Annotated in this window: 19 protein-coding genes and 2 tRNA genes; 17 read left to right on the forward strand and 4 right to left on the reverse strand. The window is 67.1% G+C overall.

Annotated elements, in window-relative coordinates; translation table 11 throughout:
• Positions 1-85 precede the first annotated feature (85 nt).
• From moaA to NATPE_RS08080, 15 genes are all read left to right on the forward strand, one after another.
• A complete protein-coding gene (gene moaA / locus NATPE_RS08010; protein ID WP_015298892.1) occupies positions 86-1,102 on the forward strand; it encodes a GTP 3',8-cyclase MoaA in 1,017 nt (338 codons plus the stop codon).
• A 220-nt stretch (positions 1,103-1,322) separates the two neighbouring features.
• A tRNA-Ser gene (locus NATPE_RS08015) sits at positions 1,323-1,405 on the forward strand.
• Positions 1,406-1,477: 72 nt separating this feature from the next.
• The gene (locus NATPE_RS08020; protein ID WP_006182143.1) at positions 1,478-2,005 is read left to right on the forward strand and encodes a 30S ribosomal protein S13; all 528 of its coding nucleotides are present in this window, start codon (positions 1,478-1,480) and stop codon (positions 2,003-2,005) included.
• Complete coding sequence (locus NATPE_RS08025) at positions 2,005-2,526, forward strand: 30S ribosomal protein S4 (protein ID WP_006182144.1); 522 nt, start codon at positions 2,005-2,007, stop codon at positions 2,524-2,526. Before NATPE_RS08020 ends, NATPE_RS08025 begins: the two co-directional genes overlap by 1 nt.
• A 3-nt stretch (positions 2,527-2,529) precedes the next feature.
• Positions 2,530-2,919: a 30S ribosomal protein S11 gene (locus NATPE_RS08030; RefSeq protein WP_006182145.1), complete on the forward strand. Its 390-nt coding sequence runs from the start codon at positions 2,530-2,532 to the stop codon at positions 2,917-2,919.
• A gap of 3 nt (positions 2,920-2,922) precedes the next feature.
• Positions 2,923-3,672: a DNA-directed RNA polymerase subunit D gene (locus tag NATPE_RS08035; RefSeq protein ID WP_006182146.1), complete on the forward strand. Its 750-nt coding sequence runs from the start codon at positions 2,923-2,925 to the stop codon at positions 3,670-3,672.
• Between the two features lie 129 nt (positions 3,673-3,801).
• A tRNA-Leu gene (locus tag NATPE_RS08040) sits at positions 3,802-3,886 on the forward strand.
• 128 nt (positions 3,887-4,014) lie between these two features.
• Positions 4,015-4,368 (forward strand): 50S ribosomal protein L18e, encoded by a 354-nt coding sequence (locus tag NATPE_RS08045; protein WP_006182147.1) that lies wholly within the window; start codon positions 4,015-4,017, stop codon positions 4,366-4,368.
• Positions 4,365-4,814 carry a 50S ribosomal protein L13 gene (locus NATPE_RS08050; protein ID WP_006182148.1) on the forward strand — a complete coding sequence of 150 codons (450 nt, stop codon included), beginning with the start codon at positions 4,365-4,367 and terminating at the stop codon, positions 4,812-4,814. Before NATPE_RS08045 ends, NATPE_RS08050 begins: the two co-directional genes overlap by 4 nt.
• Positions 4,808-5,206, forward strand: a complete 399-nt coding sequence (locus tag NATPE_RS08055; RefSeq protein WP_006182149.1) for a 30S ribosomal protein S9 — start codon at positions 4,808-4,810, stop codon at positions 5,204-5,206. Before NATPE_RS08050 ends, NATPE_RS08055 begins: the two co-directional genes overlap by 7 nt.
• 12 nt (positions 5,207-5,218) lie before the next feature.
• The gene (locus tag NATPE_RS08060) at positions 5,219-5,413 is read left to right on the forward strand and encodes a DNA-directed RNA polymerase subunit N (RefSeq protein ID WP_006182150.1); all 195 of its coding nucleotides are present in this window, start codon (positions 5,219-5,221) and stop codon (positions 5,411-5,413) included.
• 3 nt (positions 5,414-5,416) lie between these two features.
• Positions 5,417-5,599: a DNA-directed RNA polymerase subunit K gene (locus tag NATPE_RS08065; protein WP_006182151.1), complete on the forward strand. Its 183-nt coding sequence runs from the start codon at positions 5,417-5,419 to the stop codon at positions 5,597-5,599.
• Entirely contained in the window at positions 5,596-6,801 is a 1,206-nt protein-coding gene (gene eno / locus NATPE_RS08070) for a phosphopyruvate hydratase (protein WP_015298893.1), read from the forward strand. The genes NATPE_RS08065 and eno overlap by 4 nt, the downstream gene beginning before the upstream one ends.
• The gene (gene rpsB / locus NATPE_RS08075) at positions 6,798-7,601 is read left to right on the forward strand and encodes a 30S ribosomal protein S2 (RefSeq protein ID WP_006182154.1); all 804 of its coding nucleotides are present in this window, start codon (positions 6,798-6,800) and stop codon (positions 7,599-7,601) included. The genes eno and rpsB overlap by 4 nt, the downstream gene beginning before the upstream one ends.
• Before the next feature lie 156 nt (positions 7,602-7,757).
• A complete protein-coding gene (locus NATPE_RS08080) occupies positions 7,758-8,174 on the forward strand; it encodes a hypothetical protein (protein ID WP_006182155.1) in 417 nt (138 codons plus the stop codon).
• Here NATPE_RS08080 and NATPE_RS08085 read toward each other — a convergent pair.
• From NATPE_RS08085 to NATPE_RS08100, 4 genes are read right to left on the reverse strand one after another with little or no spacing between them, the layout of a single operon-like run.
• Positions 8,171-9,115 (reverse strand): thiamine-phosphate synthase family protein, encoded by a 945-nt coding sequence (locus NATPE_RS08085; protein WP_006182156.1) that lies wholly within the window; start codon positions 9,113-9,115, stop codon positions 8,171-8,173. The two genes, NATPE_RS08080 and NATPE_RS08085, sit on opposite strands and share 4 nt — an antisense overlap.
• Positions 9,116-9,173: 58 nt before the next feature.
• Positions 9,174-10,130, reverse strand: a complete 957-nt coding sequence (gene phnE / locus NATPE_RS08090; RefSeq protein WP_006182157.1) for a phosphonate ABC transporter, permease protein PhnE — start codon at positions 10,128-10,130, stop codon at positions 9,174-9,176.
• A complete protein-coding gene (locus NATPE_RS08095; protein WP_006182158.1) occupies positions 10,123-10,824 on the reverse strand; it encodes a phosphonate ABC transporter ATP-binding protein in 702 nt (233 codons plus the stop codon). Before NATPE_RS08095 ends, phnE begins: the two co-directional genes overlap by 8 nt.
• 11 nt (positions 10,825-10,835) lie before the next feature.
• On the reverse strand, positions 10,836-11,744 hold the full coding sequence (locus NATPE_RS08100) for a phosphate/phosphite/phosphonate ABC transporter substrate-binding protein (protein WP_006182159.1): 909 nt from the start codon (positions 11,742-11,744) through the stop codon (positions 10,836-10,838).
• A gap of 133 nt (positions 11,745-11,877) precedes the next feature.
• Between NATPE_RS08100 and mvk the strand changes: the two genes are divergently transcribed.
• The gene (gene mvk, locus NATPE_RS08105; RefSeq protein WP_006182160.1) at positions 11,878-12,864 is read left to right on the forward strand and encodes a mevalonate kinase; all 987 of its coding nucleotides are present in this window, start codon (positions 11,878-11,880) and stop codon (positions 12,862-12,864) included.
• On the forward strand, positions 12,861-13,595 hold the full coding sequence (locus NATPE_RS08110; protein ID WP_006182161.1) for an isopentenyl phosphate kinase: 735 nt from the start codon (positions 12,861-12,863) through the stop codon (positions 13,593-13,595). Before mvk ends, NATPE_RS08110 begins: the two co-directional genes overlap by 4 nt.
• Positions 13,596-13,633 lie beyond the last annotated feature (38 nt).

The following is a 13,633-nucleotide window of genomic DNA, read 5'->3' on the forward strand; positions in this document are numbered from 1 at the left end:
GCTGACAGGGTTTGCGAACCGAAATCGGTTACGTCGGGTCGGAATTCCCGGCGCGTTTAAGCGGATCCGGCTGCAACTCGTTGGCATGCTCACCGACGAGTTCGGGCGGGAGGTAACCGGGGTACGCGTCTCCCTCACCGACCGGTGTAATTTCGATTGTGTCTACTGTCACAACGAAGGGCTGGGGGACACCCGCGGGCCGATGGACCCACAGGACGACGAGATGTCGACCGACGACGTCGTCCGCTTTCTCGAGGTCGCCGCCGAGTTCGACGTCGACGCGGTCAAGTTCACCGGCGGGGAACCGATGCTCCGACAGGATCTCGAGGAGATCATCGAACGCACGCCCGACGGGATGGAGGTCTCGCTGACGACCAACGGCACCTTCCTTCCGGGGCGGGCCGAGGACCTCGTCGACGCCGGGTTAGAGCGGGTCAACGTCTCGCAGGACGCGCTCGATCCCGAGGACTTCGCCGCCGTGACGAAAAGCGGGGCGTACGAGAAGGTCCTCGAGGGGGTCGACGCGGCACTGGACGCGGGGCTGGATCCGGTCAAACTCAACATGGTCGTCTTCGAACACACCGCGGGCTACGTCCCGGAAATGGTCGACCACGTCGCGGAAAACGACGGCCTTCAACTGCAGCTGATCGAGTACATGCCGGAACTGACCGGTAAGCCCGAGTGGAACATCGACATCGAGCGCGTCCACGACTGGCTGGCCGAACAGGCCGACGAGATCGAACACCGGGAGATGCACGACCGCAGGCGCTACTGGGTCAGCGACGACTCGAGCGATGCGAACGATAGCGGGTCGAACGCCGAAGGTCGAGGGATGGTCGAGATCGTCGACCCTGTCGAGAACCCCACCTTCTGTGCGAACTGTCACCGCGTTCGGGTGACTCACGAGGGCTACCTGAAGGGCTGTTTGAATCGCAACGACGACCTCAAGACGATGGGCGAGATGACCAAACCCGAGATCCGGGACGCCTTCCGCGAGGTCGTCGCCAACCGGGTCCCCTACTACGGGGAGTACATGGTGCAAAACGACGACGGCGAGTGGGAGATCAACGAGAAGTACATCGAGGAGTACGCCGGCGTTTGAACACGGTTCAAGCCAGCTTCACGTCCGTCCTTGTATGATTCCTACCCCGCCCCGTCGTGACCGACGATTCGGCTGCGGTTCGTTCGATACCCATGTGAGTCGACCCCATTCGAACTGGCTGCCTTTCGTTGCCCTTAAGTAGCAGACAGGGGTAGGTCCGGGTGCGATACGTGTAGGGGAGCGATCCCCGAGTCCGAGAGGGCGACGATAGACCGACGGTGTTGTGGTAGCCAAGCGGCCCAAGGCGCATGGTTGCTAACCATGTGGCGTCAAGCCTCCGGGGTTCGAATCCCCGCCACAACGTCGGAACTCAGCTGGCGTTTTCCCGCCAGTCGATTTGCAACGCACGCAGACTAGACACACATACACGACAACATGAGCGCGGAAGAACCTCAAGAGCAAGAAGACGACGAAGATCTCCGCTACTTCGTCCGCATCGGGCAAACCGACCTCGATGGGACGAAGTCCGTCGAGCGCTCGCTCACGGAGATGAACGGGATCGGTCACCGGACCGCCCGGCTCATCGCCGAGGAAGCGGGCGTCGACCGAACGGACACGTTCGGTCGACTCGACGAAGACGTGATCGACGAGGTCGTCGAACTCGTAGAGAACTACGCCGAGGAAGTCCCCGACTGGCTCAACAACCGTCAGGACGACTTCTACTCCGGCGAGACGACCCACGAGATCGGCAACGACCTCCAGCTGACGCGTCAGCACGACATCAACCGGATGAAGATGATCGACTCCTACAAGGGCACGCGCCACAAGCGCGGCCAGAAGGTCCGCGGTCAGCGAACCAAGTCCACCGGCCGAACGGAGGGCACCATCGGAGTCAACGTCGAAGAGATCCGCGAAGAACAGGCCGAGGAGGCCGCCGCCGAAGAAGAGGATGAGGGCGAATAATGCCACTCGGCACTGACACCAAACAATACGAGACGCCGAACCACCCCTACCAGGGTGAACGCATCGCCAGCGAACACTCGCTGATCGACCGCTACGGCCTCAAGAACAAGGAAGAACTCTGGCGCGCCCAATCCGAGCTTCGCTCCTACCGGCGCGAGGCCCGGGAACTGCTCGGTCAGGCCCAGGGCGACGAGGTCGTCCAACGGCGCTCCGAGGAGTTCCTCGGTCGGCTCAAACGCGTCGGCATCCTCGACGAGGCCGACGAACTCGGCGACATTCTGTCGCTCGAGATCGAGGACATCCTCGAGCGCCGTCTCCAGACGGTCGTCTACCGCAAGGGGCTGGCGAACACGACCCAGCAGGCACGCCAGTACATCACCCACGGCCACATCGTGGTCGACGGGCAGCGTCACCGCGTCCCCTCCTACGTCGTCGACGTCGACGAGGAGGAGCTGGTGGCCTTCGAGGAGAACAGCCCGCTCGCGGACGAACTCCACCCCGAACGCGCGGAGGGCCAGTAAACCATGAGTCAGGACGACGAAAAGTGGGGTATCGCCCACGTGCATGCATCGTTCAACAACACCGTCATGACCGTGACCGACCTCACGGGCGCGGAGACGATCGCCAAGTCCTCCGGTGGGACGGCGGTCAAGCAGAACCGCGACGAGGCGTCGCCGTACGCGGCCATGCAGATGGCCGAGTCCGTCGCCGAGGAGGTCAAGGCCGCGGGCATCACCGGACTCCACGTGCGAGTCCGTGGCCCCGGTGGCAACCTCCAGAAGTCCCCCGGTCCCGGCGCGCAGGCGACGATCCGCGCGCTGGCCCGCTCGGGCATCGAGATCGGGCGCATCGAGGACGTCACGCCGATCCCACACGACGGATCGCGCGCTCCGAAAGGCAAGGGCGGCTACTAGATCATGACTGCTGAGTACGACGTCGAGTTCGTCGAACGCGAGGATCGTGAAGCACGATTCCTCGTTCGCGGCGTGACACCCGGGTTCGCAAACGGCATCCGCCGAGCGATGATCGCCGACGTGCCGACGATGGCGATCGATACCGTCCGGTTCGTCGAGAACTCGTCGGTCATGTTCGACGAGCAACTCGCCCTGCGAATGGGGCTCGTCCCGCTGACGACGCCGCCGGTCGGCGAGTTCGCCGAGGACGACACCGTCACGCTCTCGATCGACGTCGAAGGGCCGGACACCGCCTACTCCGGCGACCTCGTCTCCGAGGACGACCTCGTCCAACCCGCCGACGAGAACGTCCCGATCATCGATCTCAAGGACGGCCAGCGCCTCGAGGCCGAGGCCGACGCCGTCATCGACCGCGGGAAAGACCACGCCAAACACCAGGGCGGGGTCGCGGTCGGCTACCGACACCTCCAGCGCGTGGAGGTCGAGGGTGACCTACCGGAGTTCGAGGACGAAGAGCGCCGGATCATTCGCGGCGTCATCGAGGACGACGGCGAACTCGTGCCGACAAGCGAGTTCGATCACGATCTCTCGAACCGATACCCGGGCAAGGAAGTCCGCGTCGAGGACGTGCCCGAAGCGTTCGTCTTCCACGTGGAGACGGACGGCTCCTTCAGCATCGAAGAGCTCGTGACTCGAGCAGCGGACACGCTCGAGGCACGCGCGACCGAACTCGAAGACGCAGTACAGCTATAGATATGAACCGACGCCCCCGACCCGAACTGGTCGAGCCGCTCGCCGGTGCCGTCAGCCACGAGGCCGGCGATAGCTCGCCTACTGGAATCGAAAGGGGTTTGAAGGGGCGGCGGATACACGGAAGTGCGAGCAGGGATAGCCAAGTCAGGCCAACGGCGCAGCGTTCAGGGCGCTGTCTCGTAGGAGTCCGCAGGTTCAAATCCTGCTCCCTGCATCCACTTCTTCACCGCCGACCGACACCGATCAGCGACGATCGGCGCGTCGTCGGCCGGCAGCGAACCGATTCCACCATCGGCGAGACGCTTCCTCGCCTCGCCGAGACGACCGTATTTGGAGGATACAATGAGTAGCAAAACCAATCCGAGGCTCAACGATCTCATCGCCGAGCTGAAGTCGACGTCCCGTGAGCGGGACGCCGACGTCTGGCGAGACGTCGCGGATCGACTCGAAAAGCCCCGGCGCACCCACGCTGAGGTAAACCTGGGCCGCATCGAGCGATACGCACGCGAAGAAGAGACTGTCGTCGTTCCCGGCAAGGTGCTGGGATCGGGCGCACTACAAAAGAACGTCACCGTCGCTGCAGTCGATTTCTCTTCGTCCGCCGAGACGAAGATCGACCAGGTCGGTGAATCCGTACCGCTCGAGCAAGCGCTCGAAGCAAACCCCGAAGGCTCCGATGTCCGGGTGATTCGATGAGTCTCGCAGAGTTCGACGCCGATACCGTCGTCGATGCCCAGGACTGCATCCTCGGTCGCGTCGCCAGCGAGGTCGCCCAGCGCGCGCTGGACGGCGAGAGCGTCGCGATCATCAACGCCGAGGACGCCGTCATCACCGGCGACAAGGAAGACATCTTCGAGACGTACCGTACGCGACTCCAGATGGGCTCGGACAGCGGGCCCTACTACCCCCGCCGGCCGGACACGATCTTCAAGCGGTCCGTTCGCGGGATGTTGCCGTACAAGAAGCCCCGTGGTCGCGAAGCACTCGACAGCGTCCGTGTCTACGTCGGCAACCCCTACGAACACGACGACGACCACGAGTCGACGGTTCTCGAGGGTACGTCGCTGGACCGTCTGTCGAACATCCGCTTCGTCCACCTGCACGAAGTGTCCGAACAGTTAGGTGCTAACGTCACATGGTAACCAACACGAGTGGCAAGAAAAAGACGGCCGTCGCCCGCGCCACGGTGCGCGACGGCGAGGGTCGCGTTCGAATCAATTCCCAGCCGGTCGAGCTGGTCGAACCGGAGACGTCCCGGCTCAAGATGCTCGAACCGTTCCGCATCGTCGGCGAGGACCTCCGCGGCGAGATGGACATCGACGTCGACGTCGAGGGCGGCGGCATCAGCGGACAGGCAGACGCCGTCCGCACCGCCATCGCACGCGGGATCGTCCAGCACACCAACGACGCCGAACTCCGCGACGCGTTCATGGAGTTCGACCGCTCGCTGCTGGTCAACGACGTTCGCCAGTCCGAACCGAAAAAGTGGGGCGGCCCGGGCGCTCGGGCGCGCTACCAGAAGTCCTACCGCTGAGGTGATCCAATCATGATGGTACCGGTCCGGTGTTTCACCTGTGGTAACGTCGTCGGCGAACACTGGGAGGAGTTCGACGAGCGGGCCAACGAGGGCGACGAGGACCCCGAAAAGGTCCTCGACGAACTCGGTGTCGACCGCTACTGCTGTCGGCGCATGCTCGTCAGTCACGAGGACCTCGTCGACGTCGTCTCCCCGTACCAGTAACCCATGCAACAACAACACAACCGCTACGAGAAGGCACGCATCCTCGGCGCGCGAGCGCTGCAGGTCTCCTACGGCGCGCCGGTGTTGATCGAGACGGAGCAGACCCAACCGATCCTCATCGCCGCCGAGGAGTACGACGCCGGCGTGTTGCCCTTTACCGTCAAGCGGGGGTACGACCGGAAATGACGCTGATCACCGACGTTCGGCTGCGTCGCATCCTCGACTCGCGGGGCAACCCGACGGTCGAGGCCGACGTTCTGACCGAAAGCGGCGGCTTCGGCCGCGCCGCGGCACCGAGCGGTGCCAGTACCGGCGAGTACGAGGCCGTCGAACGGCCGCCCGGCGAAGCGATCGCCGCGGCACGGGAACACGCCGTTCCCCGACTGGTCGGCGAGGTCTACGCGGGCAACCAGCGCGACGTCGACGCCGCGCTCCATGCCGCCGACGGGACCGACGACTTCTCGGAGATCGGTGCCAATAGCGCGGTCGCGATCTCGATGGCCGCAGCCAAGGCCGGTGCCGACGTCCTCGGTGCCCCGCTGTTCCAACATCTGGGTGGGACGTTCCGCGGCGACAACTTCCCGATCCCGCTCGGGAACGTCGTCGGCGGCGGCGAACACGCTGCCGACGCGACAGACATCCAGGAGTTCCTGGCCGCACCCGTCGGTGCGCCGAGCGTCGCCGACGCCGTCTTCGCCAACGCCGCCGTTCACGGGACCGTCGCCGACCTGCTCGAGGAACGCGACGTTCCGTGTGGGAAAGGCGACGAGGGCGCGTGGGCACCGTCGATCGACGACGGCGAGGCGTTCGAGATCGTCGCCGAGGCGGTCTCCCGTGTCCAAGACGAGGTCGGCTTCAACGTCGGCTTCGGCCTCGACGTCGCCGGCGCGGAGCTGTACGATGCCGATTCCGGCACCTACGAGTACAGCGACCGGAGCCGCGACACCGAGGAACAGATCGCCTACATCGCGGACCTGGTCGAGGAGTACGACCTCGTCTACGTCGAGGATCCCCTCGACGAGGACGACTACGACGCCTTCGCCGACCTCACCGACGAGGTCGGAGACCAGACGCTGATCTGTGGCGACGACCTGTTCGTCACCAACACCGATCGGCTCGTCGAGGGCATCGATCGCGGCGCGGCAAACAGCATCCTGATCAAGCCGAACCAGATCGGGACGCTGTCCGACGCCGTCGACGCGATCGAACTCGCGAGACGGAACGGCTACGATTCGGTCGTCTCCCACCGGTCGGGCGAGACCGAAGACGCGACGATCGCACACCTCGCCGTCGCGACCGACGCCCCCTACATCAAGACGGGCGCGGTCGGCGGCGAGCGAACTGCCAAGCTCAACGAGCTCATTCGAATCGCAGACGACGCGACATGACAGAAAACGACGCAACCCAAGAAGGGCTCGACGCCGCCGAGGAGGACATCGACGAGGAGCCAGCCGAAGGGGCTGGCCCCGCCGCCGAGGAGGACGTCGAGCCAGTAGACGAACAGCCCGCCGACGCCGAGGGAACGCCCGCGGCCGACGCCGACAAAGCCGACGACGCCGAGGAAGACGCCGGACCGACCCTCGACGACGACGTCATGTCCGACGAGGAGGCGGACCTGCTGATCCCCGTCGAGGACTACCTCGGCGCGGGGGTCCACATCGGGACCCAGCAAAAGACCGAGGACATGGACCGGTTCATCCACCGCGTCCGGACCGACGGTCTCTACGTGCTGGACGTCTCGAAGACCGACGGCCGCATCCGCACGGCCGCGGACTTCCTCGCGAACTACGACCCCGAACAGATCCTGGTCACCTCGAGTCGCCAGTACGGTCGCTTCCCGGCGGAGAAGTTCGCCGAGGCCGTCGGCGCTCGCGCCCGTACCGGCCGCTTCATCCCGGGCACGCTGACCAACCCCAAGTACGACGGCTACATCGAGCCGGACGTGCTGGTCGTCACCGACCCGATCGGCGACGCCCAGGCCGTCAAGGAGGCCATCACGGTCGGCATCCCGGTCATCGCGATGTGTGACTCGAACAACCAGGTCAGCAACGTCGACCTGGTCGTCCCGACGAACAACAAGGGTCGCAAGGCCCTCTCGGTCGTCTACTGGCTGCTCGCCAACGAGGTTCTCGATCGACGCGGTGCCGAGCCGTCCTACTCGCTCGAGGACTTCGAAAGCGGCGTCTGATTCGGTCGATTTCGAGACTGTTCGTTTTCCCACCGTTCGCCTCGATCAGCGGTCGCACTGGAGCGTTCGGGGTCGGCGGCCGCGGCGACCGATGCCTAAATACTGGCGTGGAAACTTGCCACAAGGTTTAGTGGACACGTCGCCGTGCCCGCGACTATGTCCGAGCCAGTGTCCGGCGAGGCGGCCGCCGCCGTCGACCGATGGGATCGCATCTTCGAGATACTCGCTGCGGAGCCGCGCCGGCAGATCATCGACGCGCTGTTGGATGTCCCGGCCGGCGAATCGGTTCCATTACCGGAAGTCGCGACGAACCCGAATATCGACACGGATCTCGAGCGGGTACGGCTTCGGTTACGACACCATCACCTCCCGCTGCTCGAGCGCGAGCGGATCGTCGAGTGGGAAGGGGAGCCGCTGCGCGCCTACCGCGGCTGTAATTTCGAGGACGCCGGACTCGTCCTACAGAGCCTGTACGCGAACGCGGGGGCGTTACCGGATCGGTTGGCGCTGGGCTGTCGAACGATCGAACACGAACGGCGGGGCGGGGATCGGGGGAGCGAACTCAGCGGTTAGGCGGAACCGCCGGCCGCCGACGTGGACCGGGCCGCGAGCAACTCCCCGACCAGTTCGGCAGCCTCGACGGCCGTTGCCCCGAAGACGTAGGTCACCGGTTCGATTCCGAACGCGCCCCGGTGGTAGGCGACGGCGGGGACGGCACCGCGGTCCGCGAACCGGTCGCCGAGATGCTCACCGCGGTCCTCGTAGTCGGCATCGAACTCGAGGGGGTCGATCCCCTGCTCTCGAGCCGCAGCGAGCAGGCCGTCGTGGGTAGCGACGTTGATCGCCGCCCGGATATCGGGGTCGGTGTCGTTGGCGGCGAGGACGGCCGTTGCGACGTGTTTCGACGCGCCGAACTCGGGGTTGGCGGGGATCTCGATCCGGCCGCCCATGGCGTAGATTCGGCCGGGGATGGCGGCGATGTCGGTCTCGTCGGCGGGATCGGGAAGCGACATCCCGACGTTGGTCCCGACGTTCGGGACGGCATCAACCATCCCGGGGACCGACGCGAGGGTCCGTGCCGCCGTCCGGACGTTCGCGAGGACGTCCCGCTCGGCGCGCACGTCGGGATCGAGGCCCCGGACACAGAGGTCACAGCCCAGCCCCCGTAACGCGGGCATCTCCTCCTCGTGGAGTTCACAGATCGGCCCGCGGTCCTCGAGACTGCGGACGAGCGAGAGCAGTTCGGACAGGGCGTCGTAGCCGTCCATCTCGCCGCTTGCGAGGCCGTCCGCGATCCGGTCGACGGTCGCGACCGTCTCGGGATCGTCGCGAAAGCGGTCGTCGCCGCCGCCCTCGCCGGCGACGTACTTGCTGACTGCGGCTTGCGTGACGCCGAGTTCGGCGGCGATCTCCCGCTGGGTCAGCCCGCGATCCGCGAGTCGGGCGGCCAGCATCGCCCGGACCGTCGGCAGGAACCGGTCGACGACGAGTTCGCTCGGCAAGACCAGCGACATAGGACCGACGAGCGGGCGGACCGACATAAGTCCGACTACCCGCGCCGGGGCGGCCGGCTCACCGTTCGGACGCCCGCCGGTCCGCGTCGAGGCCGCTCCGGAGCGCGTTCGCGACGGCCTCGACGCCGACGATCAGGGCGAGAACGACCACGATCGCCGCCATCACCCGCGTGTAGTTCCGTGCTCGGAAGGCCATGATCAACGGGTAGCCGATCCCGCCCGCTCCGACGATCCCGAGTACCGAACTCTTCCGCGCGTTGAGCTCGAGGTAGAACAGGGTCCAAGCCACGTAGGCCGTCGTCACCTGCGGGAGCCGGGCGGCGGCCGTCGTCGCGACGATACCGGCCCCCGCCGACCGGACGGCCTCGACCGGATCGGGGTCGATCTCCTCCATCTCGTCAGCGAACAGCCGGCCGAGGTCGCCGACCGTCCCCATCGCAATCGCGAGGGTTCCCGCGACGGGACCGAGTCCGGCGAGGACGACGAACAGCAGCGCGTACACCATGCTCGGCACCGCACGGAGACCCCCGAGAAGGAGACGGGCCGGCCCGTAGACGAGCCGGGGCGTGACGTTGCTCGCCGCGAGGACGCCCACGCACAGCGCCGGCGGCAGGCCCAGCGCGGTCCCGACGGCCGCGATCGCGAGGGTCTCGAGGGCCGCTGCAGCCAGCGAGGGGCCGTCCGCGCGCAACTGCGCTGCGAGCCGGTCCGGGGCCAGCATCTCCTCGAACAGGATCGAAACGAGATTCTCCCGGTGGGCGTAGAGGTAGGCGAGGTCGAACCCGAGCCACTGTGCGGTCGCGACGACGCCCGCCACGAGCGCGACGAGCAGCGCGGCACGGCCCACCGTTCGGCGACGCCACCGCTGCTGGACGCGATCGAACTCGGTAGCGACCGAGTCCGCCGACGGGGCGGTCCCGCCGCTTTCCTCGGTCGGTTCTGTTCCCGCCGTTCGTTCGGGGGCCGTCGCGGATTCGACCGCATCCTCGCGGTCGGCGGGTTCGCGGTCAGCCATCGTACACCGCCTCGATTCGGGCGTCGTCGACCTCTTCGGCCGCGGCGTCGAGGACGAGGCGGCCGTCGGCGAGGCCGAGATACCGGTCGGCGACGCCGTCGGCCAGCCGGGGCTGGTGGAGACTGACGACGCCGACGAGATCCCGCCGGCGGACGACCGCTGCGAGACGCTCGAGGACCGAGCGGCCCGTCGCGGGGTCCAGAGCGGCGACCGGCTCGTCGGCGAGCAACACCGCGGGTTCTTGCTGAAGCGCGCGGGCGATGCCGACGCGCTGGCGCTGGCCGCCCGAGAGCGCTCCGACGCGCCGGGCCGCGTAGCCGTCCAATCCGACGGCGTGGAGCCGTTCGATCGCCGCCCGCTTCGCGGCCGGGGCGTGCCAGCCGAGCAGCTCCCGCCACGCGGGCTCCCGACCGAGACCGCCGTCGAGAACGTTCTCGAGCGCGGACTTGCGATCGATCAGTGCTCCCGCTTGGAAGACGAGCGCGACGTCGGTCGGGGCCGGTCGCTCGCCCCTCAGCCGGACGGTGCCCGAGTCGGGGTCCGTGAGCCCGTCCAGACAGCGAAGCAGCGTCGTCTTGCCGGCTCCCGAGCGGCCGATCAGGACCGTCAGTTCGCCCGGCGAGAGGGTCACGTCGACGCCGTCGACCGCGACCTCGTTGCCGTAGCGTTTCTCGAGGCCGGTTACGCTGAGCATCGGTGCGGGATCTAGTCCTCCTCGTCTTCTTCCTCCAGATCGGCGATTTCGATGCCGAGTTCCTCGGCGACGTCCCTCACGGGATCGTAGGTGCCGGGCTCGACGGGTCCGTACCTGTCGACCCGATGGTCTTCGAGGGCCTCGTCCGGGGTCTCGAGTAATCGCTCGGTCACCCGCTCGCGGACCGTCTCCGGAGTGTCGGGCTCCGCGACGATCGGGTCGAACGGGATCGGATCGCTCTCGGCGAGCTTGACGATCGCGTCGTCGTCCGGATGCTGGAAGTCGCCGTAGGCGGCAGCGTCGACGTGGCCGTTCTCGAGGGCCTGAAGCGACGCGTCGTGACCGAACGACCACTCGATATCGAAGTCCGCCGGTTCGGTATCGATATCGCCGGCGTCGAGACCCGCCTCCGAGAGCATGTACCGCGGGAACAGCCCGCCGCTCGTACTCAGCGGGTCGACCATCGCCACGGTCTTCCCCTCGAGATCAGCGAGGCGTTCCACGTCGGTTTCAGCCCGCGTGGCGACGTACGTGTGGTACGCGTCGCTGCCGTGGGACCAGTTGATCGCCAGCGGGTGGATCCCCTCGTCCCGGGCCATGGCATAGATGACCGGCGAGAGGTTCGCCAGCTCCGTGTGGCCCTGCACGACGCTCTCGACGACCGCGCTGTAACTGGTCGTCGGCGTCCCCTTGACCGAATCGACTTCGTCGAACCCGTCCGCGATCCATTCGAACGTGCCGGCGTACTGAGCTTCGAGTTCCTCCGCGTCCTGAAACGGCGGGAGGGCGAACTCGATCGTCCCGTCCGCCCACGCGGCGACCGGGTGGTCGTCACCGTCGATACTCTCGCCGCCGAGACAACCGCCGACAACGGCGGTCGCGGCCCCGGCGACGGTTCCGAGATACGTCCGTCGGTTCACAGCCGCTGTCGTCACCACCGAGATATAACACCTACGAATACGCCGCGGGCGGCCGGATCCGTCCTCGATGGAGCGGCGGGAGACCTCGCCCGGTAGAGATAGCTATTAACGGCCGTCGGACGAACGGCCGGCCATGACACTCTCGAGCGCTCCCGGCAAGGTGTACCTCTTCGGGGAGCATGCGGTGGTGTACGGCGAGCCCGCTGTCCCGTGTGCAATCGAGCGGCGGGCCCGTGTCGAAGTCCAGCAACGGGATGACGGACGGCTCCGGGTCAACGCGGAGGATCTGAGCCTGAACGGCTTCACCGTCGAGTACGGGGCGACGGCCGACGCTCGCCCCGACGTGGATGTCCCCGAATCGCTGGTGACGGCGGCGACCCAGTACGTCGACGGCGCGATCGAACAGGTCCGCGAGGTCACCGGTGCGGAAGAGGCCGGCTTCGACGTGACCATCGAGAGCGACATCCCGCTCGGGGCGGGCCTGGGGTCCTCTGCGGCGGTCGTCGTCGCCGCCATCGACGCGGCCACTCGAGAACTCGGCGTCACCTTGGATCGCGACGAACTCGCCGACCGGGCCTATCGAACGGAGTCACAGGTTCAGGACGGCCAGGCCTCCCGCGCCGACACGTTCTGCTCGGCGACCGGCGGCGCGGTCCGGGTCGAGGGCGACGACTGTCGCTCGCTCGAGGCACCGGAACTCCCGATCGTGATCGGGTTCGACGGCGGCGCGGGCGATACCGGCCAACTGGTCGCGGGCGTTCGCGACCTACGCGAGGAGTACGACTTCGCGGCCCACACGGTCGAAGCGATCGGTGACGTGGTTCGCAACGGCGAGGACGCGCTCGCCGACGGCGATGTCGAGGAGATCGGCCGGCTGATGGACTTCAACCACGGCCTGCTCTCCGCGCTGGGGGTCTCCTCGCGTTCGCTGGACACGATGGTCTGGGCGGCCCGCGACGCGGGCGCTCACGGCGCGAAGCTGACCGGTGCCGGCGGCGGGGGCTGTATCGTCGCGCTCGATCCCACCGAGGAGACCGAGACGGCCCTCTCGTTCACGCCGGGCTGTGAGGACGCCTTCCGCGCCGAACTGGCCGAAACCGGGGTGAAGCGGGTCGAATGATCGTTTTGAAACTCGGCGGCAGCGTCATCACGGAGAAGGATCGGCCCGAGACGCTCGACGGCGACGCCTTAGCGCGGGCGGCGGACGCGATCGCGGCGCTCGAGGGCGACGAGGACCTCGTCGTCGTCCACGGCGGGGGGAGCTTCGGGCACCACAACGCCAGCGAACACGGCATCACCACGACGGCGGGGACTCACGACGCGAGCGCGGCGCTCGACGTTCACGGTGCGATGAAGACCCTGAACCAGTTCGTCCTCGGGCGGCTGCTCGAGCGCGACGTCGAGGCGGTGCCGGTCCATCCCTTCTCGGCGGGCCGTCGCGACGCTGAAGGGAACCTCCAGCTGCCGACCGGGCAGGTCGAGACGATGCTCACCGAGGGATTCGTTCCCGTCCTCCACGGCGATATGATCGCCCACGCGGGCGAAGGCGCGACCGTCGTCAGCGGTGACGAACTGGTGGCGACCCTGGCTCGAGCCCTCGAGGCCGATCGGGTCGGGCTCTGTTCGACGGTTCCCGGCGTACTGGACGGCGAGGACGCGGTCATCGACCGGATCGACGACTTCGACGCCGTGGCCGACGTCCTGGGAGCCAGCGAGGCGACCGACGTGACCGGCGGGATGGCCGGCAAGGTGCGGACGCTGCTCGCTCTCGAGGCCGAGGCGTCGATCTTCGGACTCGAGGGTTTGGAGTCGTTCCTCGCGGGCGAGAACCCGGGGACGACGATCGACTGAGGAGGGGTGCTATTACTGGGTCCCGGCGCAGCCGTGGT

This window comes from Natrinema pellirubrum DSM 15624 (assembly GCF_000230735.2).
GTDB lineage: Archaea > Halobacteriota > Halobacteria > Halobacteriales > Natrialbaceae > Natrinema > Natrinema pellirubrum.

Bases quoted from the DNA above. Each gene is read 5' to 3' on its own strand.
- NATPE_RS08085 (WP_006182156.1), bottom strand. From the start codon at position 9,115: ATGTCGCTGGTCTTGCCGAGCGAACTCGTCGTCGACCGGTTCCTGCCG.
- NATPE_RS08030 (WP_006182145.1), top strand. From the start codon at position 2,530: ATGAGTCAGGACGACGAAAAGTGGGGTATCGCCCACGTGCATGCATCG.
- NATPE_RS08035 (WP_006182146.1), top strand. From the start codon at position 2,923: ATGACTGCTGAGTACGACGTCGAGTTCGTCGAACGCGAGGATCGTGAA.
- NATPE_RS08095 (WP_006182158.1), bottom strand. From the start codon at position 10,824: ATGCTCAGCGTAACCGGCCTCGAGAAACGCTACGGCAACGAGGTCGCG.
- rpsB (WP_006182154.1), top strand. From the start codon at position 6,798: ATGACAGAAAACGACGCAACCCAAGAAGGGCTCGACGCCGCCGAGGAG.
- NATPE_RS08020 (WP_006182143.1), top strand. From the start codon at position 1,478: ATGAGCGCGGAAGAACCTCAAGAGCAAGAAGACGACGAAGATCTCCGC.
- NATPE_RS08060 (WP_006182150.1), top strand. From the start codon at position 5,219: ATGATGGTACCGGTCCGGTGTTTCACCTGTGGTAACGTCGTCGGCGAA.
- eno (WP_015298893.1), top strand. From the start codon at position 5,596: ATGACGCTGATCACCGACGTTCGGCTGCGTCGCATCCTCGACTCGCGG.
- NATPE_RS08110 (WP_006182161.1), top strand. From the start codon at position 12,861: ATGATCGTTTTGAAACTCGGCGGCAGCGTCATCACGGAGAAGGATCGG.
- NATPE_RS08080 (WP_006182155.1), top strand. From the start codon at position 7,758: ATGTCCGAGCCAGTGTCCGGCGAGGCGGCCGCCGCCGTCGACCGATGG.
- phnE (WP_006182157.1), bottom strand. From the start codon at position 10,130: ATGGCTGACCGCGAACCCGCCGACCGCGAGGATGCGGTCGAATCCGCG.
- NATPE_RS08045 (WP_006182147.1), top strand. From the start codon at position 4,015: ATGAGTAGCAAAACCAATCCGAGGCTCAACGATCTCATCGCCGAGCTG.
- NATPE_RS08050 (WP_006182148.1), top strand. From the start codon at position 4,365: ATGAGTCTCGCAGAGTTCGACGCCGATACCGTCGTCGATGCCCAGGAC.
- mvk (WP_006182160.1), top strand. From the start codon at position 11,878: ATGACACTCTCGAGCGCTCCCGGCAAGGTGTACCTCTTCGGGGAGCAT.
- NATPE_RS08025 (WP_006182144.1), top strand. From the start codon at position 2,005: ATGCCACTCGGCACTGACACCAAACAATACGAGACGCCGAACCACCCC.
- moaA (WP_015298892.1), top strand. From the start codon at position 86: ATGCTCACCGACGAGTTCGGGCGGGAGGTAACCGGGGTACGCGTCTCC.
- NATPE_RS08055 (WP_006182149.1), top strand. From the start codon at position 4,808: ATGGTAACCAACACGAGTGGCAAGAAAAAGACGGCCGTCGCCCGCGCC.
- NATPE_RS08065 (WP_006182151.1), top strand. From the start codon at position 5,417: ATGCAACAACAACACAACCGCTACGAGAAGGCACGCATCCTCGGCGCG.